Origin of the sequence: Conexibacter arvalis (genome assembly GCF_014199525.1) — a bacterium.
Lineage (GTDB): Bacteria > Actinomycetota > Thermoleophilia > Solirubrobacterales > Solirubrobacteraceae > Conexibacter > Conexibacter arvalis.
Window position 1 is genome coordinate 190620 of sequence record NZ_JACHNU010000005.1, and the last position, 21086, is coordinate 211705.

A 21086-nucleotide genomic window follows, 5' to 3' on the forward strand; every position below is an offset into this window, starting at 1 on the left:
ACTGTCCATTTTCGTGTTAGGATGGAGCGCATGAGTACTGTCGACGCCACAGCCGGATGGGATCGGCTCATCGAGCACGACCGCGTCCACGGCTCGCTCTACACCGACCCGGCGATCTACGAGGCCGAGCTCGAGCGGATCTGGTACCGGACGTGGGTCTTCGTCGGCCACGTCAGCGAGGTGCCGGAGCCCAACGACTACGTCGTCAAGTCGATCGGACCCCAGCCGGTGATCATGACCCGCGACAAGCAGGGCGAGATCCACCTGCTGCTCAACCGCTGCACCCACCGGGCCAACCTCGTCTGCGACGCCCCGAGAGGCAACTCGAGCGCCTTCCGCTGCCCGTACCACGGCTGGACCTTCTCGAACACGGGGAGACTGCTCGGCTACCCGTTCAACAGCGGCTACGACGGGCGCGAGGCGAAGCGGGAGCTCGGCCTCGGGCGGGTGGCGCGGATCGGCATCTACGAGGGCTTCGTCTTCGGCTCCTTCGCGGAGGAGGGGCCGACGCTGCTGGAGCACCTCGGCGCGGCGCGGGAGGCGCTCGACCGCCTCGTCGCGCTGTCGCCGAGCGGCGAGCTCGACCTGAGCGCCGGCTGGCTCCAGCACAAGGTGAAGGCGAACTGGAAGATGCTGGTCGAGAACGAGACCGACGGCTACCACCCGCAGTTCGTCCACTCGTCGATCTTCAGCGTCGCGCAGAGCGGCATCGGCGAGCTCTACGGCGAGGAGTCGACGGCGCTGTCGCGCGACCTCGGCAACGGCCACACCGAGAACGACCTGCGGCCGGAGTTCCGTCGCATCGGGCAGCCGCTCGGCTGGTTCGGGACGACGCCCGACCGCGTGCCCGACTACGTCGCGCAGCTGGAGGCGGCGAAGGGGGTCGAGCAGGCGCGCGAGCTGCTGATCGACGGCTCGCCGCACGTGATGCTGTTCCCGAACCTCTTCATCGCGGAGATCCAGCTGTTCGTGATCCAGCCGCTGGCGGTCGACGAGACCGTCCAGCACGTCACCGCGGTCCAGTACAAGGGCGCGCCGGACATGAACCGCCGGATGCTGCAGCAGACGATCGGGTCGGTCGGCCCGGCCGGCTTCCTGCTCGCCGACGACTCCGAGATGTACGAGCGCAACCAGCGCGGCGTCCACGCCCGCTCGCCGGAGTGGGTCGTGCTCAAGCGCGGGACGCACCGCGAGCGCCTCGACGAGGACGGCCACCTCGTCGGCGACGCGACCGACGAGGTCCCGCAGCGCGCGATCTGGAGGCACTACCGCCGGCTGATGGAGGCGGGGGCATGAGCGGCGCGACGGTGAACCGCGACCTGCTGCTGGAGGTCGAGCAGTTCGTCTACCGCGAGGCGCGGATGCAGGACGAGCACGACTACGACGGGTGGGAGGCGCTCTGGACCGACGACGCGCTCTACTGGGTGCCGGCCAACGGCGACGCGATCGACCCGACGAGGGAGATGTCGATCATCTTCGACAACCGCTCGCGGATCGCGACGCGCGTCAAGCAGCTGAAGACCGGCAAGCGCCACGCGCAGGCGCCGCCGTCGCGGACCCGCCGGGTCGTCTCCAACGTCGAGCTGCTCGACGGCGCGGGCGACGGCGGCGAGCTGGTCGTCGGCGCGAACTTCGTCCTCTACGAGTCGCGCGAGCGCGGCGTCACGCTGTGGGCGGGCCGCAGCACGTACAGGCTGCGCCCGACCGGCGACGGTCTGCGGATGGCGTACAAGAAGATCGAGCTGGTCAACAACGACCGCGCGATCTTCACGCTCGCGTTCCTGATCTGATGGGCGTCGGGGAGGTCGTCAGCGAGTTCGCGGCGGTCGCGGTGTCGATCGACCACGAGGGCAACGGTCCGCGGCTGCGGATCGAGGATCTCAAGACCGGCCACGTCGGCTACCTCGACGCGCTCGAGCTGGAGACGCTGGCGTGGCTGCCCGAGGGCGCGCTCCACCCGCTGCTCGACCCGTCGCTGCACCGCTGGCGCAAGCCGGCGCCGAACGGAGGCCATCACTGATGCGGATTGCGATCGTCGGGGCGGGGCCGTCGGGCTTCTTCGCCGCCGGCCATCTCCTCGCCGCAGGGCACGAGGTCGACCTCTTCGACCGCCTGCCGACGCCGTGGGGGCTGGTGCGCGGCGGCGTCGCGCCCGACCACCCGAACATCAAGTCGGTCTCGCGCGTCTTCGAGAAGATCGCGAGCCGGCCGGGCTTCCGCTTCTTCGGCAACGTCGAGGTCGGCCGCGACGTCGCGCACGAGCAACTGCTCGACTGGCACCACGCCGTCGTCTACGCCGTCGGCACGGCGATCGACCGGCGCAGCGGCGTGCCGGGCGAGGAGCTGCCGGGGTCGCACTCGGCGACCGAGTTCGTCGGCTGGTACAACGGCCACCCGGACTTCCGCGACCGCCGCTTCGACCTCTCCGGCGAGCGCGCGATCGTGATCGGCAACGGCAACGTCGCGATCGACGTCGCGCGGATGCTGACGCTGACGGGCGACGAGCTGGCGGTCACCGACGCCGCCGATCACGCGATCGAGGCGCTCGCCGCGTCGCGGATCCGCGAGATCGTCGTGCTCGGCCGGCGCGGCCCGCACCAGGCGGCCTTCACCAACCCGGAGCTGCTCGAGCTGGGCGAGCTGAGCGATGCCGACGTCGTCGTCGATCCTCGCGATCTGGAGGTCGACCCGCTCGTCGCCGACGCCGAGCTCGACGAGACGGTCGAGCAGACGCTGGAGATCCTTGGCGGCTACGCGCGGCGGCGGCCGTCGGCGGCGGCGCGCAAGCGCGTCGTGCTGCGCTTCCTCGCCTCGCCGGTCGAGCTCGTCGGCGACGGGCGGGTGGAGGCGGTGAGGGTCGTCCGCAACCGCCTCGTGCGCGACGAGCGGGGCGTCGTGCGGGCGCAGCCGACCGAGGTGACGGAGGAGCTGCCCGCCGGGATCGTCTTCCGCGCGATCGGCTACCGGGGCGTCGCGGTTCCGGGCCTCCCGTTCGACGAGCGGAGCGGCCTGATCCCCAACGACGGCCGCGGTCGCGTGACCGGCGCCGCGCGCACCTACGTCGCCGGCTGGATCAAGCGCGGCCCGTCCGGCGTGATCGGGACGAACAAGAGATGCGCGATCGACACGGCGAAGGCGCTGCTGGAGGACGCCGAGGCCGGCGTGCTCGGCAGCCGCCCGGTGCCGGAGGCCGACGCGGTGGAGCGGGCGCTGCGCGAGCGGGTGCCCGACCTCGTCGACCAGGCCGGCTGGCAGTCGATCGACGCCGCCGAGCGCGCCGCCGGCGAGCCCGCCGGCCGGCCGCGCGTGAAGCTGACGACGGTCGCCGAGCTGCTGCAGGCGGCGGGGGCGGCGGCCGGGAAGGAGGCCGCACTGCGATGAGCTACGTGATCACCGACAGATGCGTCGGCAACAAGGACGCCTCCTGCACCGAGGTCTGCCCCGTCGACTGCATCCACCCGACCCCCGACGAAGCGGGCTTCGCGGAGGCCGAGATGCTCTACATCGATCCGGGCGAGTGCATCGACTGCGACGCCTGCTTCGAGTCCTGCCCCGTCAAGGCGATCTACCCGAAGGGCCAGCTTCCCGCCGACCTCGTCCACTTCGCCGAGATCAACGCGGCGAGGTTCGCGGCGTGAGCGCGGGCGGGCGAGGAGGGGAAGATCCGCTCGTCCTGGCCGAGCTGCGCGGTCACCGGGCGGCCCGCCCGCGCGCGGGCGCGGTCGCCGTGACGAAGTCGCGCATCAGCGCGGCGGCCTGGGGCGCGTGGGTCTCCAGCAGGAGATGGCCGGCGTCGAAGACGTGGGCCTCCATGCGCGGCAGGTCGTGCATCCACGACAGCGTCTCGGCGATGTCGAAGAAGGCGTCGTGCCGCCCCCACAGCATCAGCGCCGGCGGCTGCGCCGCGGCGAGGTAGTCGCCGATCGCGTCGAACCGGTCGACGTGACGGGCGTAGTCGGCGACGAGGTTGCGCTGCGCGTCGCGGCGGCCGGGCAGTGACATGACGCGCCAGTCCTCTTCCCAGGCGTCGGGGGAGATGCGGGCCGCGACGTCGGAGGGGACGCCGGCGACGTACTGGTCGCGGATCCCGTCGAGCGTCAGATGAGCGGTGGCGGCCGCCTCGTTGCGCGGGTTGGGGTCGGCCCAGAAGGCGAGCGTGTCGCCCCACTGAGGGCCGAAGCCGGTGCGGTGGGCGTTGGCGTTCTGGACGATCAGCCCGAGCACCTGGTCGGGCTGCTCCATCGCGATCGTGAGGCCGACCGGCGCCCCGAAGTCGTGCAGGTAGATGTAGCGCGGGCCGACCGCGAGGTGCTCGAGCAGATCGGCGATCACCCCGGCGAAGGCCGCGAACGAGGTCGCGGGCAGCGGATCGGAGTCGCCGAAGCCGGGCAGGTCCGGCACAACGACCTCCGCATGGTCGGCCAACGCGGGGATGACGCCGTGGAAGCCGCGGGCCGAGTTCGGGAATCCGTGCAGCAGCAGGACGGTCGGCCGTGCGGGATCGCCGGCGTGGAGGTACGACAGGTTGGTCCCATGCGCGGTCCGGAAGCGCCTCCGCCGAACATCTCCCATCGGGCGAGCCTAACAGCGCCCAGCGCGCCGGACCGCGGCGCACGTGCGACGCGACGCGGCGGCGGAGCCACTGCCGCGCTCGGTCACGAGGCGCGGTAGCCACGCCAGGTCAGCGGCGCGAACAGCGCCGTGATCGCCGCCGCCTCGACGAGCACGAGGACGACGTCGCCTGCCTCTGACGTGCCGGACAGCAGTCCGCGGACGGCGGTCGTGAGGTGGGAGATGGGGTTGAGGCCGACGACCGTCTCGAGCGCCGCGGGCAGCGTCGCGGGGTCGACGAAGACGTTGCTGAGGAAGACCAGGAGGAAGACGCCGGTCATGCCGGTTCCCTGGACCGCGCTCTCGCTGCGCAGCGCCAGCGCGCAGGCGGTGAGGATCCACGACACCGCGAAGGCGAAGATCACCACGAGCGCGACGCCGGCGAGCAGGCCGGCGACGCCGCCGTCGGCGTCGAAGCCGAGCACGAGGCCGACTGCCACGACGGTGGTGGCGGCGAGCGTCGAGCGCACCGCGTCGCCCGCGACGCCGCCGACGAGCGGGGCGCCAGTCCAGACCGGCAGTGAGCGGAAGCGGTCGATGACGCCGCGGCCGCGGTCGGCCGCCAGCGCGATGCCGGCGTAGGGCGTCGTCAGCAGGACGGCCATCACGAGCACGCCGGGGAGCACGAATTGGAGGTACGCGCCAGGCGAGCCGTCGATCGCGCCGCCGAACAGGTACGTGAACGAGACCAGCAGCAGGACCGGTCCGATCGTCGCGTCGACCAGCTGCTCGGGGACGTGGCGGATCTTGAGCAGGCCGCGCCACGCGAAGGCGGCGCTGGCCGCGACGGCGCCGGCCGGATTCGGGGCCGTGCCGTCGTCGACGATGTCGGCGACGTGCGTGGGCGCGACGGGGGATGACGTCGGGGTCTTCATGCGGCCACCGCCTCGGCGGTCGTCTCGTCGCGGCCGGTGAGCGCGAGGAAGACCTCGTCGAGCGTCGGACGGCCGATCGAGAACTCCGTCAGCTCGACGCCGCCGTCGGTGAGCGCGGCGAGCGCTCTCGCCGCCTCCCGCTCTCCTGCGGGGCGCACGGACAACGCGAGCGGGTCGTCCCCGAGCGTGACCTCGCCGCCCGTCGCGGCGGCGAGCAGCTCGGCCGCGGCGTCGCGCGTGTCCGCATCGGCGACGCGCACGCGAACGGCGCCCGACCCGACCGAGGCCTTCAGCTGAGCCGGCGTGCCCTCGGCGACGACGCGGCCGCGGTCGAGGACCGCGATACGGTGCGCGAGCGCGTCGGCCTCCTCCAGCTGCTGGGTGGTCAGCAGCACGGTCGTGCCGCGTCTGGTGAGCGCCCGCACGACCGCCCAGACGCGCAGGCGCCCGACCGGGTCGAGCCCGGTCGTCGGCTCGTCGAGGAACAGCACGCGCGGCGTGACGACGAGGCTGGCCGCGAGGTCGAGCCGCCGACGCATCCCACCGGAGTAGGTCTTCACGAGCCGGCCGGCGTCGTCGGCCAGCTCGAACGCTGCGAGCAGTCGCCGCGCGCGTTGCCGAGCGCGGTCTCCGCGGAGCCCGAGCAGCCTGGCGATCAGCACGAGGTTCTCCTCGCCGCTCATCGCGTCGTCGACCGACGCGAGCTGACCGGTGAGGCCGATCAGCCGCCGCACGCGAGCACCGTCGTCGCGCACGTCGACCCCTTCGATCAGCACGGTGCCGGCATCGGGCGCCGTCAACGTCGCGAGCATCCGCACGGCGGTCGTCTTGCCGGCCCCGTTGGGACCGAGCAGGCAGTAGACCATGCCGCGCGGGACGCGCAGATCGAGGCCGTCGACCGCGACGACGTCGTCGAAGCGCTTCACCAGCCCGCGAGCGACGATCGCCGGCAGATCTCCTTCCCGTGCGACCGCGGGGTCGTCTCCCAGTTCCATCACGCTAGCCTCCATCGTCGAAACCGTTCACGATGAAGCTACCACATGATGAATGATCTTCACGATCTCGGAAGGCGGACCGCTGCGCTCGACAAGGTGATCGAGCTGAGCGTGCTGCTCAACGACGACATGGACCGCGATCTCGCGCGGCGCAACCTGACGCGGTCCCGTGTCCACGTCGTGTGGCTGATCAGCCAGCACGGCCCGATGACCCAGCGAGACCTCGCCGCAGTGATCGGCGTGAGCGCCCGCAACGTCACCGGGCTCGTCGACGGCCTCGAGCGCACCGGCTTCGTCCGTCGCGAGCCGCACCCCTCCGACCGGCGCGCACTGCTCGTCACGCTCACGCCGCACGGCGAGGAGACGGCCGCGGACCTCCAGCGCGGCTACGTCGAGCTCGCCGGCCAGCTGTTCGGCAGCCTCCCGCCGCGCCGCCTCGACGAGCTGACGAAGGGCCTCGACCACGTCCTCGCCGAGCTGCGAAGAGCGATCGCCGAGGCGGAGAGCGGGTGAGGATGCCGATCTCGGGTGCGACCGGCTAGTCCGGCGTGGGGGGCTCGTGGTCGACGACGGCGGCGATCGCCTCGAGCTCGACGAGCTGGTCGTCGTAGCCAAGGACGGTGACGCCCATCAGCGTGCTCGGGACGTCGTGGTCGCCGAACGCGTCGCGGACGACCTCCCAGGCGGTGACGAGGTCGGCCTGGTCGCTGGAGGCGACGAGCACGCGGGTGCTGATGACGTCCTCGATCGCGGCGTCCGCGTCGGCGAGCGCGGTGCGCAGGTTCTCGACGCAACGCTGCGCCTGGCCCGCGTAGTCGCCGACGGCGACGGTCGCGCCGTCGGCGTCGAGCGGGCAGGAGCCGGCGAGGAAGATCAGCCGCGCGTCGGCCGGCGCGGTCGCGGCGTACGCGTACTCGGCGACGTTCGAGAGTCTGGCGGAGCGGATCAGGGTTACGGCGCGGGGCATCGTGGTCCTCGGTTCGGGGTGGACGGCCGGTTGGCGTCCGGCCGGCCCGACCGCCGCCAGCGTCTCGACAAGGAGGTCGGATCGGCAGACTAGTCGGAGTCGGGCGTGAGCGCCCCGTGCCGTCGAAACCGATCGCGGCCGGCGGGTCGGCGCCGACGAGCGTCCAGGTGCGGATGCGGTCGTTGTCGTGAGACGGAGGAGACCAAGGCGCTCCTGCACCTGCTGATCGAGGACCTCCAGGTCAACAGCCGGGCGGAAATCCTCCCCAAATACAAAGTCGCCGCGCAAATGGCTTGCGCGGCGACTTGTGAAGTGGAGCTAGTCGGGCTCGAACCGACGACCTTCGCGCTGCCAGTGCGAAAGAGGCATGCTGGAGCGTGTATCTGGCTCTGGTGAGTATGGGAGCAAACGGCGCTGTGACGGGACATTCGGCGCCGTTTGGTACCCAAAGTGGTACCCAATCGCGTTGGTACCCAGTGTGGTACCCAATGCGATACGGCGGCTCCGATGCCCCTGTCGCAGACACCGTCGGTCGTTGTTCGTGAGTTCGTCGAAGGCAAGCCCTACTTCGAGGCGAAGTGGCGCGACGCGCGGGGGAGACAGTGCAAGCGCCGTCTCGGTCAGGCGTGGGTCGAGCCCGACGGCGATGGCGGCTGGAAGAAGCGCAGAGGCCGCGTCCCCGACGGCTGGCTCGACGAGCGCGAGGCCCAAGTGCTCGCCGCCGCAAAGGTCGCCGAGGTCGAACGCGAGCGCATCGCTGTTGAGCGTGCCGCCGAGCGCGCGAACATCCCGACCTTCCGTTCGGTCGCCCTTGAATGGCTCGCGTGGAAGCGCGACGTCAAGGGCGCCGCCCCTTCGACGCTCGTCAACGACGAGGCCATGCTGCGCGACGCCGGCGCCCGCCACCGCCCAGGTAGCGGCATCGCGAAGGGCCGCATCATGGCCGCGTTCGCCGACCAGGAGATCGACGCGATCGACCCCAGAGCCGTCGCGACGTTCCTGCGCCAGCTCGACGCCGAGGGCATGACGCCCGCGCACGTCAACGAGCACCGCTCGGTTCTCCACGCGATCTTCAACTACGCGATGAAGCCAGACACCTACGGCTTGTCCGCGAACCCGGCCAGCAGCACCGACAAGCGAGCGACCCCGCCGCCGCCGGCGTTGGACTTCTACGAAGTCGAGGAGTTGGAGGCACTCGCGCGCGCATGCGAGCGCGGCGAGCAGCGGGGGAGAGCCCCGCACTACAGAGGCCGCCCGAACGTCGTCTCAGACGAGGAGACGGCCGCGCGTCGCGTCGAGGACCACCAAGACGCCGAACTCTTCCGCGTGAAGTTCTACTCCGGCATGCGCTTCGGCGAAGTGCTCGCGCTCAGATGGCGCCACGTCCACTTCGCCGCGGATCTGTCCGGCGCCGTCCTCGATGTTCAGAGAGCGATCAGCGCCGGCGTCGAGAAGGACCCGAAGGGCAGACGCGGCCGCCAGCTCCCGCTCCCGCGCCCCGGCGCCGCCGCCCTGGCCCGCCTCGGCCGCCGCGACGACTTCACCAGCCCCGACGACTACGTCTTCTGCAACCGCTTCGGAGACCACCTCGACCCATCAGCGTTGCGGCGCCGCTACAAGCGGGCCGCCGCCGCGGCGGGCCTGCGCCCGATCAGGCTCCACGGCCTCCGCCACTCCGCCGGCTCCATCCTCGCCCGCGCCGTCCCCCTCGTCACGGTTCGCGACGTCCTCGGTCACGCCGACCTCCGCACGACCAACCGCTACCTCCACACGAAGATCGACCCGGCGGCGATCCTGGCCGTCAACGTCGCGTTCGGCGCGGACGGCGACGGGGAGACCGTGCCGATGGAGCCGCCGGACTGACGCTCGCCCGCCCGTGGGCGCCGTCGCCGGCGGGCTGCAGCGTCCGCTCGATCTCGTCGCGCACGAACCGCACCGTCCGCCCGAGCCGAGCGCACGGCAGGACCCCGCGCCGCGCGAACTCGTAGACGGTCGATACCGGCAGTTCGAGCAGCTCGGCGACCTCTCTCGCGGTCATCACGTCAGCCCGCGTGAGGCGGGGGCGTGACGGGGCTGCGGTGGTCTCGGCGGTGAGCGGGTCGGGTCTCATCTAACCCCGTCGGGAATCCGCTGCAATCCACCCCTGCGAGTTCGCCTGCACCGGGACCGCGTCGCTACGCGGGTGAAGCCCTGCCGCCCGCGCGCGGATGCTCGCCTTCATCGAGCTGATCTAGAAACGCGCGTGCCGAGAGAACCGGTGGTTCAGGCTGCTCGAGGCCAAGAAGATGCCGATCGCCCGAGACGATCGCATCCACTCCCTCCGCTCGCGCGAGGGCGACGAGGTAGTCGTCGCCGGGATCCGGGGTCGCGCCTGGCGTTGGGGCTGGATCGTCGGCAAGGACGGCGAGTCGAGCGACGGCTCGCACGTAACCATGGGCCTGATCGAGCGAGGCGTACCGGCGAAACTTCTCGCGCATCAAGACGCGCTCCAGCTCAGCCAAAAGCTGAGGTGAGACGACCAGCTCGAATCTGCCGGCAGCAAGCGCTCGATACAAGGCCGCCGGGGCACCGCGCGGCGAGATGAGCGCCGCGATCAGGACATTCGGGTCGACGACAACCCGCGCCACTACTCGCGTGCGGCGTGCTTCTCTTCGTCGGCCAGCTTGAGTGCCTCGACCTCGGTCAAGTCACTTCCGCGCCAGACCTCTTCGACCACGTCCAGACCGAGATAGCTGCGCAGCGCATCCTCGACGACCTGCGACTGGTCGCGGTGGCTTCGCGAAGCGACGACCTGCGCCGCCTGCAGGACCTCGTCGTCCAAGTAGAGCGTTGTCGGTCGACGCGCCATCTTGTCCAGTATGGCACGAGGCCAGTCGCTGAATCGCGTTGGCGTGCCTCGATATCGCCTGGGGATGCGCCAAGACGCCGGTGGGGCTGAGACAACGGTGCAATGAGCAACCACACTGCCGGGCACAGCATCGCGCAGCGTGAAGGAACAGCGCTGCTGCGCAGTCCCGTACTGGAAGCGTTCGAGGTCGAGCGTGCGCAGCTCCGCGCGCGGCTCGCGGCCCTCGACAAGGCCGAGGCGGTCGTCGCTGAGGCATACCCCGACGAGGGAGAGATTCCATTGTCGACGGAGCCGCGCGTCCCTCCCCGCGGACAGAGACGCTCCACACAGGCCGGCCGATTCGAGCCCACGAGACCTACACAAGACGAGATCGTCCGATTGGTCTCTGGGCGGGACAGACCGGTGACCCGCAGAGAAGTCGTCGACGCGCTCGGCGGGAGCGTTGACAACGTCGGCCGAAAGCTGCAAACCCTTCACAAGAAGGGGCGATTGAAAGGCCATGGTCACGGCGGTGCTCGCGCCTACTCCGCTGTCCCGGCGCTCAGATTCGCACCTCGCGCTCCATCAGAGCCGGCCGCGAGCGAACCGACCCGACGGAACACGGAGGCCGGGAAGCGAGCGCCTCAGCAGCGTCCGACGGTGGCCGTCGACGAGTACCTCGCCTCTCGCGCGGCCTCCCAACGAGCCATCCCGCTGAAGCAAGCGGAACCTGTCGGAGATCCCTTGTTCGATGCGATCCGTGCGCATGGTCCCATCACGGTTCTGCAGCTCCAGCAGTTGATGCCCAGTAAGAGCCTTGCGCAGATCGTCAACGAAGGACGCTCCCTCGTAGCGCGGGGGCTGATCACGTCGGACGGCGACGGCGCAACACGCATCTACTGCGTCACGGCTCCGCCAACTAAAGGAGCAGCATGATGCCGGCAAACGAGTTCTCCAAGAAGCGCCGACCGCGAGGACGACAGGCCCCGCCGGCCGAGCTGGCGGCGACGCTCGTCAGACGAGGTGCACGTCGCGGCGTGAACATTGGTCCTTCCAGCGCGCGCAGACTCGCGGCGCAGGGCCAGGCCCGGGCAATGCGCACCGTCGATGACGTATGCACCATTATTCAGACCGCTCGGAGCGAAGGAAAACGTCTCGACTTCGGAGGCGGGCTCCGGCGCCTCAACGAAGCCGGTGGGGACGTTCAACAGGCGATCGACCGTTTGCGCTTCGGCCATACCGAGATGCACCCCGGTGTCCAGAAGGTCAGCCGCTACGCCGCTGAACGCGGCATCGAGTTGACCGCGTGGACGATCCGCTTCTACGTGCGACATCGTGGCGAGGAGGGCGCTCGCGCTCACATCGCCGGTCTCGCGAACATCATGGATGCGGCCGCCGTACTCGGCGAGGAGTGCAGTCTGGGAACCGCGCTGTGGCGTTTGAGCGACGCGGATGGCGACAGCGGGCTCGCCGTCGAACGCCTTGTCAGCAGACATCAGCGCACGATGGCGCGTTGGGGCAAGCGATGCGAAGTCGCAGTAACGCCTCGTGACCAACACGAAGCTGCAAAGGCCCGCGCGACCTGTGCCTGCCGGCGCTGCCTCGACGCTCTCGCTCGCCAGCTCGAGAACTACATCGGCGTGATGATCCGGAACGACGCGGCAATTCGGATCCTTGATCCCGACGAGGCTCGCGGCGCGGCCAGCGAAGCACTCATGCGGGCCGTGGAGACGTGGCCCGGCGGCAGGTCCTTCACCGGATGGTTCTCAGGTGTCTTCAGACGCCACGTCGGCCACATCCACTCCCGGAGAGCCCACGAGGAGTGGTCCATGCTTTCCCTCGATCAGCCGATCGGCGGAGATCGCCTGGGCAATCCGGTGACGATAGGTGACCTGGTGCCGGACCGCACGGTCGACCCAGCCACGATCGTGGTCTGGCGCGAGACCCTTCGCGAACGATTCGGCGAGATCCGCGCAGAGCGCGAGGCGCGTTCAGATGAGTACGACGTCTTCGGTGCGCAGGCTGCTTAGGCGCTGCCCACGATTGGTACACAATCGTTACGTTCGCAGCCTCCGGACTACCTATGGTCATGAAGTGAACTGAGAAAAGTTGGGGCCCGGAGGTGCTGGAACACCTCCGGAGCCCCGTGCACAGGAGAAACGAGGTCTCCCATGCGCACCAAGCGTAACCCACGGTCGTGGCCCGATCGCCGCGCCGGAATCCCTGTCGCCGCCGGCTTCGAGGTCTGAGCGATGGCCGTCATTCACTCGCCGGAGCACGTCGTGCTCGGCCGAGCTCTCCGCGAGTTCCGCGCCCGCCGCGGCCTGTCGCAGGAATCGTTCGGCTTCAGCGCCGGCATGCACCGCAACTACGTCGGCGCGATCGAGCGCGGCGAGGTCAACCCGACGTTCAAGATCCTCCTCAAGCTCGCCGGCGCGCTCGAAGCCCCGCTCAGCGACCTGATCCGCCTCTACGAGGATCGGATCGCAGAGGGGAGGAGCAGCACCAGATGACGATGCACACGACCACCGTCCGCTTCGACCCCGAGACCTGGGCTCGCCTGAAACTGGTCACGACCGAGCTCGGCATCGCCACCGCCGACTACATCCGAGCCGCGACGCTCCAGCGCCTCGAACGCACGGCGTACGAGGCACGGGTGCTTGCCCTGGAGAGTCGCGTCAAGCGCGTCGAGCAGCTTGTCGCCCTCATCTTGCGCCGCTGGGGTCTCGTGTCGCGAGCCTCGACGTGACGGACCCGCATGGCATAGCGCCCAGGGGCCGCTTCGACCGGGCATGGGGGGAACCGAGTGCCGTCGGCTCGTCCTCATCGCCGCCTGCACGCACGAAAGCCGCACGTAGCTCTGACCGAACCGGCTTTCCCCGTAGACCGTCACGCAGGTTCGGTCAGCGATGGACTGGAAGACAAAGCGTCCCGTCCTGTCTGCGATATCGCTGACCGAACTACTTGGGCGAAAGTTCGGTCGCAGGTAGCTATACGAGCGGCGTTTCGGCGTTGTCGCGGCAAGCGGAAACCCAGCTATGACGGGAAATCCCGTCGAGCCACCGCCCTCCGCCGAACCGCCGAAGGCACGGTGACATAGTTATAGAACGACGGTGGAGTCGTTCTCCGTCCGAGAGCGAGGACGGAGCCCAACTGCGAGCGGACCGCTCAACCCTCGTCGTCGGGCGGCAAGGAGACGCCGTAAATCTCTTCGAACTCGACGATCTCGTCCGCCCTCGCCGGTCGGCTCCCGAGCTTCGCATGGATCTCGCCGAGCGTGGGCTCGCCGGGCGCTTCCAAGTAGTCGAGGACGTCGACGACGAGGCGATAGACCTGCGTCTCCCACATGCCAAGCCGCTCCGCGACCTCCCGCGGTGTCACGCCCTCGCCGATCAACGCGACCGCCCGCCGTTCGCATTCGTCGAGCGCTGGCAGCCGCGAGGCCTCGCAGGCCAGCGACCGCATATCGAACCCTCCGACATCAGATGGCTGCTGCGTCATCGCACCCTTGCGCGATCCTTCGGCACAGATTGAGACGAGCGCGGCATCCCGCACTCACCTTCGCAGCAGGTCCACATAGGGGCAACAGCAAATCGCTGGGACCCGCAGCATGGAGCGCAGTTTCGTTAGCCGACGCTCGCCACCGCCAGAGGACGCCCTTTGCGCTCAGCCGACGGACCGCTACCGCCGGCGTGCACTCCGGCGTTTACCGTCTGCCAGCTCCATCAGAAGGCGGTGAGCCTGCTCGGCGGAAAGGTCGGCGTACGCCCGCCATCGCGGGGCGGCGACCGCGAGACTCGGCCGCAGATGACGCAGACGCACGTGGGCAGACCAGTAGCCGTGGTACATGAGGAGTTCGGCTTCTTCTGGCAGAAAGCGGTCGAGGTCAGTGCGCAGGTCGGCGAGCGCATCCGCGAAGCCGACCGGCAGCGCGCCATCGGCGGCGTCGGCGATCGCCGACGCCGAGCCCGGTGGCCGGAAGCGCGAGGGTTCTTTGTCGATCTGGACCAGCAGACCGTCGAGCTGTCCGGCGAGCAACTGGTCGACGAACCACCGCACACGGCTCGCGCGCGTTTGGACGTACTGTGCGCTCTGGCTGCGTCTAAGCGACCGTGCCCAGCCGAAGTGCCGCGGTTCCATTCGGAGCGGGCCGGACGCATCGACCGCGAGCACGAAGTCACACGGACGGGCGCTGGGCGGTCGGCCGGCGTTCCAACCTTGGAACCACTCCAAGCCGAGGTTGTCGTAGACGCCACCGTCGACCAGGGACAGCTCTGGCGGCGGGTCTTTCAACCCGAGACCTGCCGTGCGCAGATGCACTGGCGGGAAAAGAAATGGCACGGCGGTTGACGCGGCCAGCGCAAGCGACATAGACAAGGTCGGCGGTGCGTCGGTGTAGCCGAACTCCCAGCCGCCGACGAAGTCCTGGGAGACGCGGAAGGCGCGGCCGGAGGACAGGTCGGTGCTCGTCAGGATCACCTGCAGCGCGTCGGGCAGATCAGCCACCCGCTGTGCGTTGAGAAGATGCTTGGTCATCGTCATGCCGAGCGCCGATCCAAGGCGCCGGCGCTTGGGAGCCACCCGCGTGACCACCCAGCGGCCGATCCCTCGATTGCGCAGATTCTTACGAGTGACGACCTCGAGGAAAGGGCCCGATACGTGCGCCTCGAACGCAGAGGTCGTGAAGTTCGCGGCTGCAAGTGCTGGCCAGCGGTCAGCGAGGACGGCAGCCGCAACTGACCCACCCGACACGGCGGAGACCGCCCGAACCTTTGCGAGCTGGCCTGACTCGGCGAGATATCGGGCGACGCCGAGTGCGAACAGCGCAGCGCGGAAGCCTCCGCCGCTCAGGCACAGGCCGATCGCCGGTCCGGTTCCGTCCGTGTCGGAGGCTATGTTGCTTGGTCCAGAACTGTCAGACACAGGAAAAAGGCGCACAAGGGCGACGTGACGCCGGACCGGAAGGGGCTGTTGACGGACGATGGCTGATCTCGAAGTGATCTTTGCAAACGTCGGGCAGGGCGACTGCACCCTGATCCGTCTTCCGGATGACGAGTACATGCTCGTCGACGTCTATCGGTGCCCGGACCACGGCATCGACATCTTCAAGCTCCTCGACGACGTCCTGCCCGACGGCGGTGACGGCCGTAAGCGCCTTAAGTATCTCGTCATCACGCACGCGCACGACGACCACATCACCGGGATCGGCGATCTCTACGACCGCTACGAGGTCGAGTGGCTGTGGCTGCCGCAGCATGAGGACCGCAAACAGATCGCGAAGCACTTCGGTGACTACCAGGACGTCGAGGATCGGCATCCCGACGACAAGATCTACCGGCCCCAGGGCAGCCGGAGCCCGCTCGACGTCGACCTCGGCGAGGGCGTCACCGTGCGGTGCTTCTCCCCTCCCGGCTACATCGAGATCGACGAGTCGCTGACCGAGGAAGAGGCCAAGAAGCTCGTCCACGAGAACTGTCTGGTGATTCGTCTCTGTTACGAGGGCGTGTCAGTCATGCTCACCGGGGACTCCGACGTTGCCGGCTGGAAGCGCGTCGTTGGCTACTACGAGGGTCGCACCGACGAGGAGACCGGGACCGAGGTCCTTGACTCGACCGTGCTGCACGCCAGCCACCATGGCTCGCGAACGTTCATCAAAGAGAACGGCGAGGACTCAGAGGCCTGGCTCGACGGACTGGAGCTCATCGCCCCCGAAGCGGTCATCGTGTCGGTGGGCGAGGACAACCGTCACAGCCATCCGCACGAGGACATGATGGCGGCATACCGCGACCAGGCGGGGGTCGACAACGTCTTTGAGACCTGCCAAACCGGCACGATCGTGCTCGAGGTCGATGCGGGCGGGACCTACCGGGTGGTTCTCGACAACGGCCGCTTCGTCGAGGATTACGGCTGGGAGGACGACGACGGCGACGATGGTGATGATGCTCACGACCGTGGCAGCGGTGGCGGGGGGATGGCGCTGGCCGGCGTGGCCGCTGGGGCTATGACCGCCGCGGCAATCGCCAAGCGCCGTCGCGCCAGGGGCAGCCGCACGCGTCTCGACGACGAACCGGCGGCGTGAAACCGTGGTTCGAGCGGTTTCCGGACACGTACACCGCCGAACGCGGATTCTGGCTCGGTAAGCGATTCGAAGAGGCCGACATTCGCCGGGACGGAGTCGTCTTCATAGGGACGATCATCGTCCGCGTCGGCGGGGAAGAGGGCCTGGAGCGACACGCCTTCAACCTCAAGGTGGTGTACCCACCGGGCTACCCGTACGTCGCGCCGCGAATCGAGTTCATCGACCCGCCGATCAAGCGGGCACGTCACCAGAGCGTCAACGGTAGTCCGTGCTTGTTCCCGCCGAGCGCATGGACGCGGACGTTGTCGGCGAGCGAATTGCACCTCGCGATCGAGCGCTGGCTTGCCTATCACCTTTCCGGGCACTTCCCGCGAGAACTGGCGGTCTACGAGCTGCCGGAGTACTTCCCATGGACTCCGTTCAGCGTTCTCACCACCCCTTCGGCTCTTGAGCGGGCCACCGACCGCCGCTATGGCCGGTTCACGGTCGATGAACTCGTAGGCCATGACCTCGGCGTCCTGTGGACAATCGACCAGCAGAGAGTGGGCACGGAACTGCTCGATGCGCTCGCGCCTGGGTCTAGCCGCAACACCAGACGGCACACGGGTCGGTGGTTTCGCCTCGATCAGGAGCCGCCGCCGTTCGAGAACACGAACGAGCTTCAGCAACTGCTCGGTCGCGCCGGGCACCGCGTGGATTTTCGTCGGCGCCCCAACAGCAAGGAACTCATCGGTCTTATCTTCCCGGACGACGCTCTCGGCGAGGAGCGACTGCTCATGCTGGACTTCGGTGTGCAGTCCAGAAAGGCGCTGGCCGCCGTTGGAAAGGGCTGGTCCGTCCGATGTCCATCGCTGTACGTCGTCTCCACGGAGGAGCTGTTTCGCCGCCTTAGCGGAGTTCGTGACGTCTCCGCGTTGAGGTCCACGACGATCGGTTGCTTGGGCCTCGGTGCAATTGGCTCGCCGCTCGTGACGGCCTTGGCCCGAGAGGGCGTAGGGAACTTCATCCTCTGTGACCCTGACCGCCTGCACCCGGGCAACCTCGCACGGCATGCGCTCGACTTGGCGAGCATTGGCGAGTTCAAGGCAGAGGCGGTCGACGAGCAGCTCGCGCGCATCAATCCTTGGGTTCGCACTCGCACGGAAACCGAGAATCTCTCACATCCCGATGTCCTCGCCAGCCTCGTCGCCGGCGCCGGTCTCGTGGTCGCAGCGATCGGCGACGACCTCCAGGAGGAGCTTCTGAGCGAGGCCATCCGTGCGTCAGACAACCGCCCACCCATGTTGCTTGCGCGCACGCTCCACGGCGGCGCTGTGTTCCGCGTGGCACTGCTCCGCGCCGGAGTTGACGCCTGCATTACATGCTTGGCCTCATACCGCGCGACTGGGGACGTGCAGTGGATTGACGTCCCGGCGACGGGCTTCCCCGACGTCTTCGACACCGGCTGTGCCGCGCCAGCACGACCAGGGGCGGGCATCACTTCCCAGCACGCCGCGATCTTCGCTGCGGCCCGGGCTCTTGACGTCCTCGAAGGACGCGCCGATGACACCAACCACTGGCTCTGGGTCGAGCGCGCAGTCCCCGATGCCGACTCGCGTCTCGCTGTGGCGGGCACCCTTCACACCTCGGTGTTCAGTCCCCGGCCGGATTGCGGAGCGTGCGGTGTTTGAACACGTCGTAATCGGGTTCGGCGTGCGCGCCGCGCTCGCCGGTCACGCTCGTTCCAGGCCGGGCGAAGAAACCGGCGGAATCCTGATCGGCCACCCAGATGGCGCAACGCTTCGCGTCACGCGTGCCAGCCCGCCCGGACCGAATGCACTCCATCGACGTTTTCGGTTCTCACGGGATACGCGATACTTGCAGCGCTACCTCGATGAGGTCGTTGACCGCACCGATGCCCAAGAAGACTACGTCGGGGAGTGGCATGTGCACCCGGCACTCGACACCCTGCCGAGCTGCGTCGACCGGCGTTCGCTGTGGCGCATCGCGCGGCGCACCAACTACGCGACTGATAGCCCTGTGCTTGTGATCGTTGAGGAGAGCCCGCCTGAGCGCCGAGTCCGCGCGTACGGCTTCGAGGTCCACCCTCGCCGTGTTTGGTCCGAACTTCCGGTCACGTACCAATCAGCGGCTGCGGGTAGCGCTGAGAACGGCGAGAGCTAGAACTCAGACGCCCTCTCCGCGTAACCCGGGTCGCCCTGTCGGTTGTGCGCCTCTTCGCCCGATGAAACCCACATCAGAGGAACGTCCCCGTCAATGGCCAGGCGTTGGCGCCGGGACCGACTCGCCGCGTCTTCGCGGACGGCGAAATAAACGTACCGATACACTAGAACGCTCGTGATGCGACGAGTCGAGACGAGAAAGAGAAGTGGCGCCCAGTGACCGAGTCGGAGGCTGACGAGCGCTTCGTGCTCCTGCTGGGTAGCACGACTAACGACACGGTTCTTAGCAAGCTCAAAGCGGCTGGCATCTTGTACGTCGAAAAGCGCCTCGAGTCGAACCCGGAGAATTGGCGCACCATTACGGGTATGCTGCAAAATGAACAGTTGCTGGCAGTAATTGTCAAGCTGACCGGAAAGAATCTGGCGGCAGCGATGACTCACGACTACTGCGAGGCGGCAAGAGCGCTCGCGGACCAGTTGGGCAGAGTCCGGCATATGGTCCTCGTCCACGAATCGCTGTTGGGTCCCGATGAACGAGTTCCTCCGCCGGATGCGTTGGTGATGGACCCAGACGACGAACGCATACCTTGGTTCCTTTCGCGCCATGACCATCCCTTCGCACGGCCATCCGACGAGTTGTTGGCAAAGGCGTTCGAATATCTCAGATCGGCAAATGTGAGCGTTCTCCCGTACGAGACAAACGCTGAGCTCTCCGTGATCTCAGCCGCGTTCCTCGACGACTACGAGCAAAACCTGTTGTTTCGCATCTATGTTCCCGCGGGTCGCCTCTACTCGGATGAAGCCGACAAGCTCATGTCTCTCTTTCACGACTGGATGCATCGCGTGAAGAGACAGCGGGTTCGTAGAGGTGGTTATGAAACGCCCGACGGACAGGTCTTCGAGTTCTTTGGTGAAAGTGCCGTAAGCGCCGGCGAGGTCGCCGTTCAGTTCAACGACTTCTCAGAGTTCTTGGACCTTTGTCTTGCGAACAACGACGAAGCCGCTTCGTGGTTGGTGAGAAGTGGCATCGAGCCGCGACGGGCCGATGCGCTGGCCCTTCGCTACGCCAAGGAGGGCCGGCGGATCGATCGTGACATGCGGCAGGCACGGGATGAGTTGCTGGTCAGGCTGCGCTACGAGCTTGAAGAAGAGCTGTCCGACACCTTCGATGAGACTGTCGGGGCGAGCGACCTGGACCGGCTCCTCCGTCAGTTGGTGCCCGAGCCGGGCATGGGTGTTCAGGCACTCTCACCTAGCATCAGCTCGGGCTCGTCGCGGGGCGAGATCAACGTCTCGGTTGTCCAGCAGGTCTTCGAGCACGTTGAGGGGACGGTCATCGGAACCGTCACTGGGACGGCCAACCTCGGAACCAATCCGCGTGAACTGTTGAGTCTTGTCGAGCGTTTTGCTGACGCGGACCAACGGCAGGCTCTTACGACTTCTATCTACGAAGTCGAAGACGCCGGAGCGCCTGCCGACAAGCGAATCGTCGCGCGTCAGCGGCTGAAGAAGTTCTTGGCTGACCTCGGGGGAAAGGTGGAGGACTCCGTGATCAGAGTCATGCAGGCCTATCTTGAGAGCAGAATCGGCATTTGAATCGGAGCGGACGCAGCGGTTGCTGTCACGTCGGCGAGTAGTGCTTGCGGAGATCGTCGTCGAGTCCTCCCCGCGCCGCGAACTCACTGAAGAGGGCGCAAAGGTGTTGGCTTGCTCGGACGGTGTGCTTCGCGACATCGCTGAAGGCAGCCGTGTCGAGGTCGTGTGGAAGGACGCTCATCGCGTCGAGGCATGCTTCTGCCACCAGGCGTGAGAGCACGAATGCGGCGATCGGGGCGATCCCCGCGTAGGTGGAGTCGAGGCGCAACTCGCCTTCGGCACTCGCCAGATGGAACGCGCGCAGCTCGTTCCATGTGGGGTGAACGTAGGTGGAATGGGAGACGAACAACGCCTCGTACAGCCAGTACTGGTCGAGATCCTCGAACCGTCTGCGGACATCGGGTCCCCAGCTGTTGGGTCGTGAGGGCACGTCGTCCCACGAAAGTCCCGCTGCCTTCAGTTCAGCAGCGATGTGGTTCTCGATCCCCTGGCGAAGCTGTCTCGCCGTTCCATCTTCGGAAGTTGCGGCAGCTCGTTGCAGCCACGCTCTCCATCTCGCGAACGAGTCGGCGCGAAACCGTCGGTAGGAGATGGGGTCCGACTTCCACACAAGCCAACGGAGAGTGATCGCGGTCTCCCCAAGGCACCGGGACAGTGGCGAGTGCGCTTCTGACCCATCGGCCTGAGTCGAGTCGAAGATGGCCCGTGTGAGCTTTCCCACACGGACGAGCAGTCCGCCGATTACTGCCTCGTCGAGAGTCAGCCCGATTGGGGTTCCGTCCGATCTGCGGCTGGCTTTCTCCACAAGCAGTTGGCAGAGTCGTCCGGCACGAGCAAGCATCTGCCATCCGAGTTCGTCGAACTCGCCTCGGTCGTCGGTCTCGCTGAGGTGACCGGTATCTATGCGTATGGCTGGAATACCCAGCGTGGTGAGGCTTGTCGGCACGTCATCAGCGACTTCATCGCGGTGCGAA

Annotated in this window: 25 protein-coding genes; 15 read left to right on the forward strand and 10 right to left on the reverse strand. The window is 67.9% G+C overall.

Annotated features, from left to right (window positions below; genetic code table 11):
• Window positions 1–30 precede the first annotated feature (30 nt).
• The 5 genes from BDZ31_RS17410 to BDZ31_RS17430 are packed head-to-tail and all read left to right on the forward strand — an operon-like array spanning window position 31 to window position 3638.
• Entirely contained in the window at window positions 31–1296 is a 1266-nt protein-coding gene (locus BDZ31_RS17410) for an aromatic ring-hydroxylating oxygenase subunit alpha (RefSeq protein ID WP_183343628.1), read from the forward strand.
• The gene (locus BDZ31_RS17415) at window positions 1293–1790 is read left to right on the forward strand and encodes an aromatic-ring-hydroxylating dioxygenase subunit beta (RefSeq protein WP_183343629.1); all 498 of its coding nucleotides are present in this window, start codon (window positions 1293–1295) and stop codon (window positions 1788–1790) included. Before BDZ31_RS17410 ends, BDZ31_RS17415 begins: the two co-directional genes overlap by 4 nt.
• Complete coding sequence (locus BDZ31_RS17420) at window positions 1790–2020, forward strand: hypothetical protein (RefSeq protein WP_183343630.1); 231 nt, start codon at window positions 1790–1792, stop codon at window positions 2018–2020. Before BDZ31_RS17415 ends, BDZ31_RS17420 begins: the two co-directional genes overlap by 1 nt.
• A complete protein-coding gene (locus BDZ31_RS17425; RefSeq protein ID WP_183343631.1) occupies window positions 2020–3381 on the forward strand; it encodes an FAD-dependent oxidoreductase in 1362 nt (453 codons plus the stop codon). Before BDZ31_RS17420 ends, BDZ31_RS17425 begins: the two co-directional genes overlap by 1 nt.
• Window positions 3378–3638, forward strand: a complete 261-nt coding sequence (locus BDZ31_RS17430) for a 4Fe-4S dicluster domain-containing protein (protein ID WP_183343632.1) — start codon at window positions 3378–3380, stop codon at window positions 3636–3638. The genes BDZ31_RS17425 and BDZ31_RS17430 overlap by 4 nt, the downstream gene beginning before the upstream one ends.
• Before the next feature lie 52 nt (window positions 3639–3690).
• Here the strand turns inward: BDZ31_RS17430 and BDZ31_RS17435 are convergent, their stop codons facing one another.
• The 3 genes from BDZ31_RS17435 to BDZ31_RS17445 form a co-directional block, all read right to left on the reverse strand.
• Complete coding sequence (locus BDZ31_RS17435; protein ID WP_183343633.1) at window positions 3691–4572, reverse strand: alpha/beta fold hydrolase; 882 nt, start codon at window positions 4570–4572, stop codon at window positions 3691–3693.
• 83 nt (window positions 4573–4655) lie between these two features.
• Window positions 4656–5486 carry an ABC transporter permease gene (locus BDZ31_RS17440; protein ID WP_183343634.1) on the reverse strand — a complete coding sequence of 277 codons (831 nt, stop codon included), beginning with the start codon at window positions 5484–5486 and terminating at the stop codon, window positions 4656–4658.
• Window positions 5483–6481 carry an ATP-binding cassette domain-containing protein gene (locus BDZ31_RS17445; RefSeq protein ID WP_183343635.1) on the reverse strand — a complete coding sequence of 333 codons (999 nt, stop codon included), beginning with the start codon at window positions 6479–6481 and terminating at the stop codon, window positions 5483–5485. The genes BDZ31_RS17440 and BDZ31_RS17445 overlap by 4 nt, the downstream gene beginning before the upstream one ends.
• 48 nt (window positions 6482–6529) lie before the next feature.
• Here BDZ31_RS17445 and BDZ31_RS17450 point away from each other — a divergent pair, with 48 nt between their 5' ends.
• Complete coding sequence (locus BDZ31_RS17450) at window positions 6530–6994, forward strand: MarR family winged helix-turn-helix transcriptional regulator (RefSeq protein ID WP_183343636.1); 465 nt, start codon at window positions 6530–6532, stop codon at window positions 6992–6994.
• A gap of 25 nt (window positions 6995–7019) precedes the next feature.
• Here the strand turns inward: BDZ31_RS17450 and BDZ31_RS17455 are convergent, their stop codons facing one another.
• Window positions 7020–7448 (reverse strand): RidA family protein, encoded by a 429-nt coding sequence (locus tag BDZ31_RS17455; protein ID WP_183343637.1) that lies wholly within the window; start codon window positions 7446–7448, stop codon window positions 7020–7022.
• A 507-nt stretch (window positions 7449–7955) separates the two neighbouring features.
• Here BDZ31_RS17455 and BDZ31_RS17460 point away from each other — a divergent pair.
• Complete coding sequence (locus tag BDZ31_RS17460) at window positions 7956–9311, forward strand: tyrosine-type recombinase/integrase (RefSeq protein ID WP_183343638.1); 1356 nt, start codon at window positions 7956–7958, stop codon at window positions 9309–9311.
• Here BDZ31_RS17460 and BDZ31_RS26070 read toward each other — a convergent pair.
• The 3 genes from BDZ31_RS26070 to BDZ31_RS24575 form a co-directional block, all read right to left on the reverse strand.
• Window positions 9250–9558: a helix-turn-helix domain-containing protein gene (locus tag BDZ31_RS26070; protein WP_343075616.1), complete on the reverse strand. Its 309-nt coding sequence runs from the start codon at window positions 9556–9558 to the stop codon at window positions 9250–9252. The two genes, BDZ31_RS17460 and BDZ31_RS26070, sit on opposite strands and share 62 nt — an antisense overlap.
• A 64-nt stretch (window positions 9559–9622) precedes the next feature.
• A complete protein-coding gene (locus BDZ31_RS17470; protein WP_183343640.1) occupies window positions 9623–10075 on the reverse strand; it encodes a putative toxin-antitoxin system toxin component, PIN family in 453 nt (150 codons plus the stop codon).
• Entirely contained in the window at window positions 10075–10797 is a 723-nt protein-coding gene (locus BDZ31_RS24575; protein ID WP_221243144.1) for a hypothetical protein, read from the reverse strand. Before BDZ31_RS24575 ends, BDZ31_RS17470 begins: the two co-directional genes overlap by 1 nt.
• Window positions 10798–10935: 138 nt before the next feature.
• On the opposite strand from BDZ31_RS24575, the gene BDZ31_RS17480 reads away from it, so the two are divergent.
• The 4 genes from BDZ31_RS17480 to BDZ31_RS17495 all read left to right on the forward strand — a co-directional run bounded on the left by BDZ31_RS17480 (window position 10936) and on the right by BDZ31_RS17495 (window position 13024).
• Window positions 10936–11211, forward strand: a complete 276-nt coding sequence (locus tag BDZ31_RS17480) for a hypothetical protein (RefSeq protein ID WP_183343641.1) — start codon at window positions 10936–10938, stop codon at window positions 11209–11211.
• On the forward strand, window positions 11211–12305 hold the full coding sequence (locus tag BDZ31_RS17485; protein ID WP_183343642.1) for a hypothetical protein: 1095 nt from the start codon (window positions 11211–11213) through the stop codon (window positions 12303–12305). Before BDZ31_RS17480 ends, BDZ31_RS17485 begins: the two co-directional genes overlap by 1 nt.
• A gap of 222 nt (window positions 12306–12527) precedes the next feature.
• Window positions 12528–12788, forward strand: coding sequence for a helix-turn-helix domain-containing protein (locus BDZ31_RS17490; RefSeq protein ID WP_183343643.1), 261 nt, complete (start codon window positions 12528–12530; stop codon window positions 12786–12788).
• A complete protein-coding gene (locus BDZ31_RS17495) occupies window positions 12785–13024 on the forward strand; it encodes a hypothetical protein (protein WP_183343644.1) in 240 nt (79 codons plus the stop codon). Before BDZ31_RS17490 ends, BDZ31_RS17495 begins: the two co-directional genes overlap by 4 nt.
• Window positions 13025–13443: 419 nt before the next feature.
• On the opposite strand, the gene BDZ31_RS17500 is transcribed toward BDZ31_RS17495, so the two are convergent.
• Together BDZ31_RS17500 and BDZ31_RS17505 are read right to left on the reverse strand one after the other, a co-directional pair.
• Window positions 13444–13776, reverse strand: a complete 333-nt coding sequence (locus BDZ31_RS17500; RefSeq protein WP_183343645.1) for a hypothetical protein — start codon at window positions 13774–13776, stop codon at window positions 13444–13446.
• 180 nt (window positions 13777–13956) lie between these two features.
• The gene (locus BDZ31_RS17505; RefSeq protein ID WP_246345392.1) at window positions 13957–15336 is read right to left on the reverse strand and encodes a patatin-like phospholipase family protein; all 1380 of its coding nucleotides are present in this window, start codon (window positions 15334–15336) and stop codon (window positions 13957–13959) included.
• On the opposite strand from BDZ31_RS17505, the gene BDZ31_RS17510 reads away from it, so the two are divergent.
• The 4 genes from BDZ31_RS17510 to BDZ31_RS17525 all read left to right on the forward strand — a co-directional run bounded on the left by BDZ31_RS17510 (window position 15257) and on the right by BDZ31_RS17525 (window position 20112).
• Window positions 15257–16354, forward strand: coding sequence for a ComEC/Rec2 family competence protein (locus tag BDZ31_RS17510; RefSeq protein ID WP_183343647.1), 1098 nt, complete (start codon window positions 15257–15259; stop codon window positions 16352–16354). The two genes, BDZ31_RS17505 and BDZ31_RS17510, sit on opposite strands and share 80 nt — an antisense overlap.
• Window positions 16351–18024, forward strand: coding sequence for a ThiF family adenylyltransferase (locus tag BDZ31_RS26075; RefSeq protein WP_183343648.1), 1674 nt, complete (start codon window positions 16351–16353; stop codon window positions 18022–18024). The genes BDZ31_RS17510 and BDZ31_RS26075 overlap by 4 nt, the downstream gene beginning before the upstream one ends.
• Window positions 18017–18517, forward strand: a complete 501-nt coding sequence (locus tag BDZ31_RS17520; protein ID WP_183343649.1) for a Mov34/MPN/PAD-1 family protein — start codon at window positions 18017–18019, stop codon at window positions 18515–18517. Before BDZ31_RS26075 ends, BDZ31_RS17520 begins: the two co-directional genes overlap by 8 nt.
• A 215-nt stretch (window positions 18518–18732) precedes the next feature.
• Entirely contained in the window at window positions 18733–20112 is a 1380-nt protein-coding gene (locus tag BDZ31_RS17525) for a hypothetical protein (protein WP_183343650.1), read from the forward strand.
• 25 nt (window positions 20113–20137) lie between these two features.
• Here BDZ31_RS17525 and BDZ31_RS17530 read toward each other — a convergent pair whose 3' ends face one another.
• A complete protein-coding gene (locus tag BDZ31_RS17530; protein WP_183343651.1) occupies window positions 20138–21058 on the reverse strand; it encodes a DUF5677 domain-containing protein in 921 nt (306 codons plus the stop codon).
• Window positions 21059–21086: the final 28 nt, after the last annotated feature.

Bases quoted from the DNA above. Each gene is read 5' to 3' on its own strand.
- BDZ31_RS17410 (WP_183343628.1), top strand. From the start codon at position 31: ATGAGTACTGTCGACGCCACAGCCGGATGGGATCGGCTCATCGAGCAC.
- BDZ31_RS17415 (WP_183343629.1), top strand. From the start codon at position 1,293: ATGAGCGGCGCGACGGTGAACCGCGACCTGCTGCTGGAGGTCGAGCAG.
- BDZ31_RS17420 (WP_183343630.1), top strand. From the start codon at position 1,790: ATGGGCGTCGGGGAGGTCGTCAGCGAGTTCGCGGCGGTCGCGGTGTCG.
- BDZ31_RS17425 (WP_183343631.1), top strand. From the start codon at position 2,020: ATGCGGATTGCGATCGTCGGGGCGGGGCCGTCGGGCTTCTTCGCCGCC.
- BDZ31_RS17430 (WP_183343632.1), top strand. From the start codon at position 3,378: ATGAGCTACGTGATCACCGACAGATGCGTCGGCAACAAGGACGCCTCC.
- BDZ31_RS17435 (WP_183343633.1), bottom strand. From the start codon at position 4,572: ATGGGAGATGTTCGGCGGAGGCGCTTCCGGACCGCGCATGGGACCAAC.
- BDZ31_RS17440 (WP_183343634.1), bottom strand. From the start codon at position 5,486: ATGAAGACCCCGACGTCATCCCCCGTCGCGCCCACGCACGTCGCCGAC.
- BDZ31_RS17445 (WP_183343635.1), bottom strand. From the start codon at position 6,481: ATGGAACTGGGAGACGACCCCGCGGTCGCACGGGAAGGAGATCTGCCG.
- BDZ31_RS17450 (WP_183343636.1), top strand. From the start codon at position 6,530: ATGAATGATCTTCACGATCTCGGAAGGCGGACCGCTGCGCTCGACAAG.
- BDZ31_RS17455 (WP_183343637.1), bottom strand. From the start codon at position 7,448: ATGCCCCGCGCCGTAACCCTGATCCGCTCCGCCAGACTCTCGAACGTC.
- BDZ31_RS17460 (WP_183343638.1), top strand. From the start codon at position 7,956: ATGCCCCTGTCGCAGACACCGTCGGTCGTTGTTCGTGAGTTCGTCGAA.
- BDZ31_RS26070 (WP_343075616.1), bottom strand. From the start codon at position 9,558: ATGAGACCCGACCCGCTCACCGCCGAGACCACCGCAGCCCCGTCACGC.
- BDZ31_RS24575 (WP_221243144.1), bottom strand. From the start codon at position 10,797: ATGGCCTTTCAATCGCCCCTTCTTGTGAAGGGTTTGCAGCTTTCGGCC.
- BDZ31_RS17485 (WP_183343642.1), top strand. From the start codon at position 11,211: ATGCCGGCAAACGAGTTCTCCAAGAAGCGCCGACCGCGAGGACGACAG.
- BDZ31_RS17490 (WP_183343643.1), top strand. From the start codon at position 12,528: ATGGCCGTCATTCACTCGCCGGAGCACGTCGTGCTCGGCCGAGCTCTC.
- BDZ31_RS17495 (WP_183343644.1), top strand. From the start codon at position 12,785: ATGACGATGCACACGACCACCGTCCGCTTCGACCCCGAGACCTGGGCT.
- BDZ31_RS17500 (WP_183343645.1), bottom strand. From the start codon at position 13,776: ATGACGCAGCAGCCATCTGATGTCGGAGGGTTCGATATGCGGTCGCTG.
- BDZ31_RS17510 (WP_183343647.1), top strand. From the start codon at position 15,257: ATGGCTGATCTCGAAGTGATCTTTGCAAACGTCGGGCAGGGCGACTGC.
- BDZ31_RS17505 (WP_246345392.1), bottom strand. From the start codon at position 15,336: ATGTACTCGTCATCCGGAAGACGGATCAGGGTGCAGTCGCCCTGCCCG.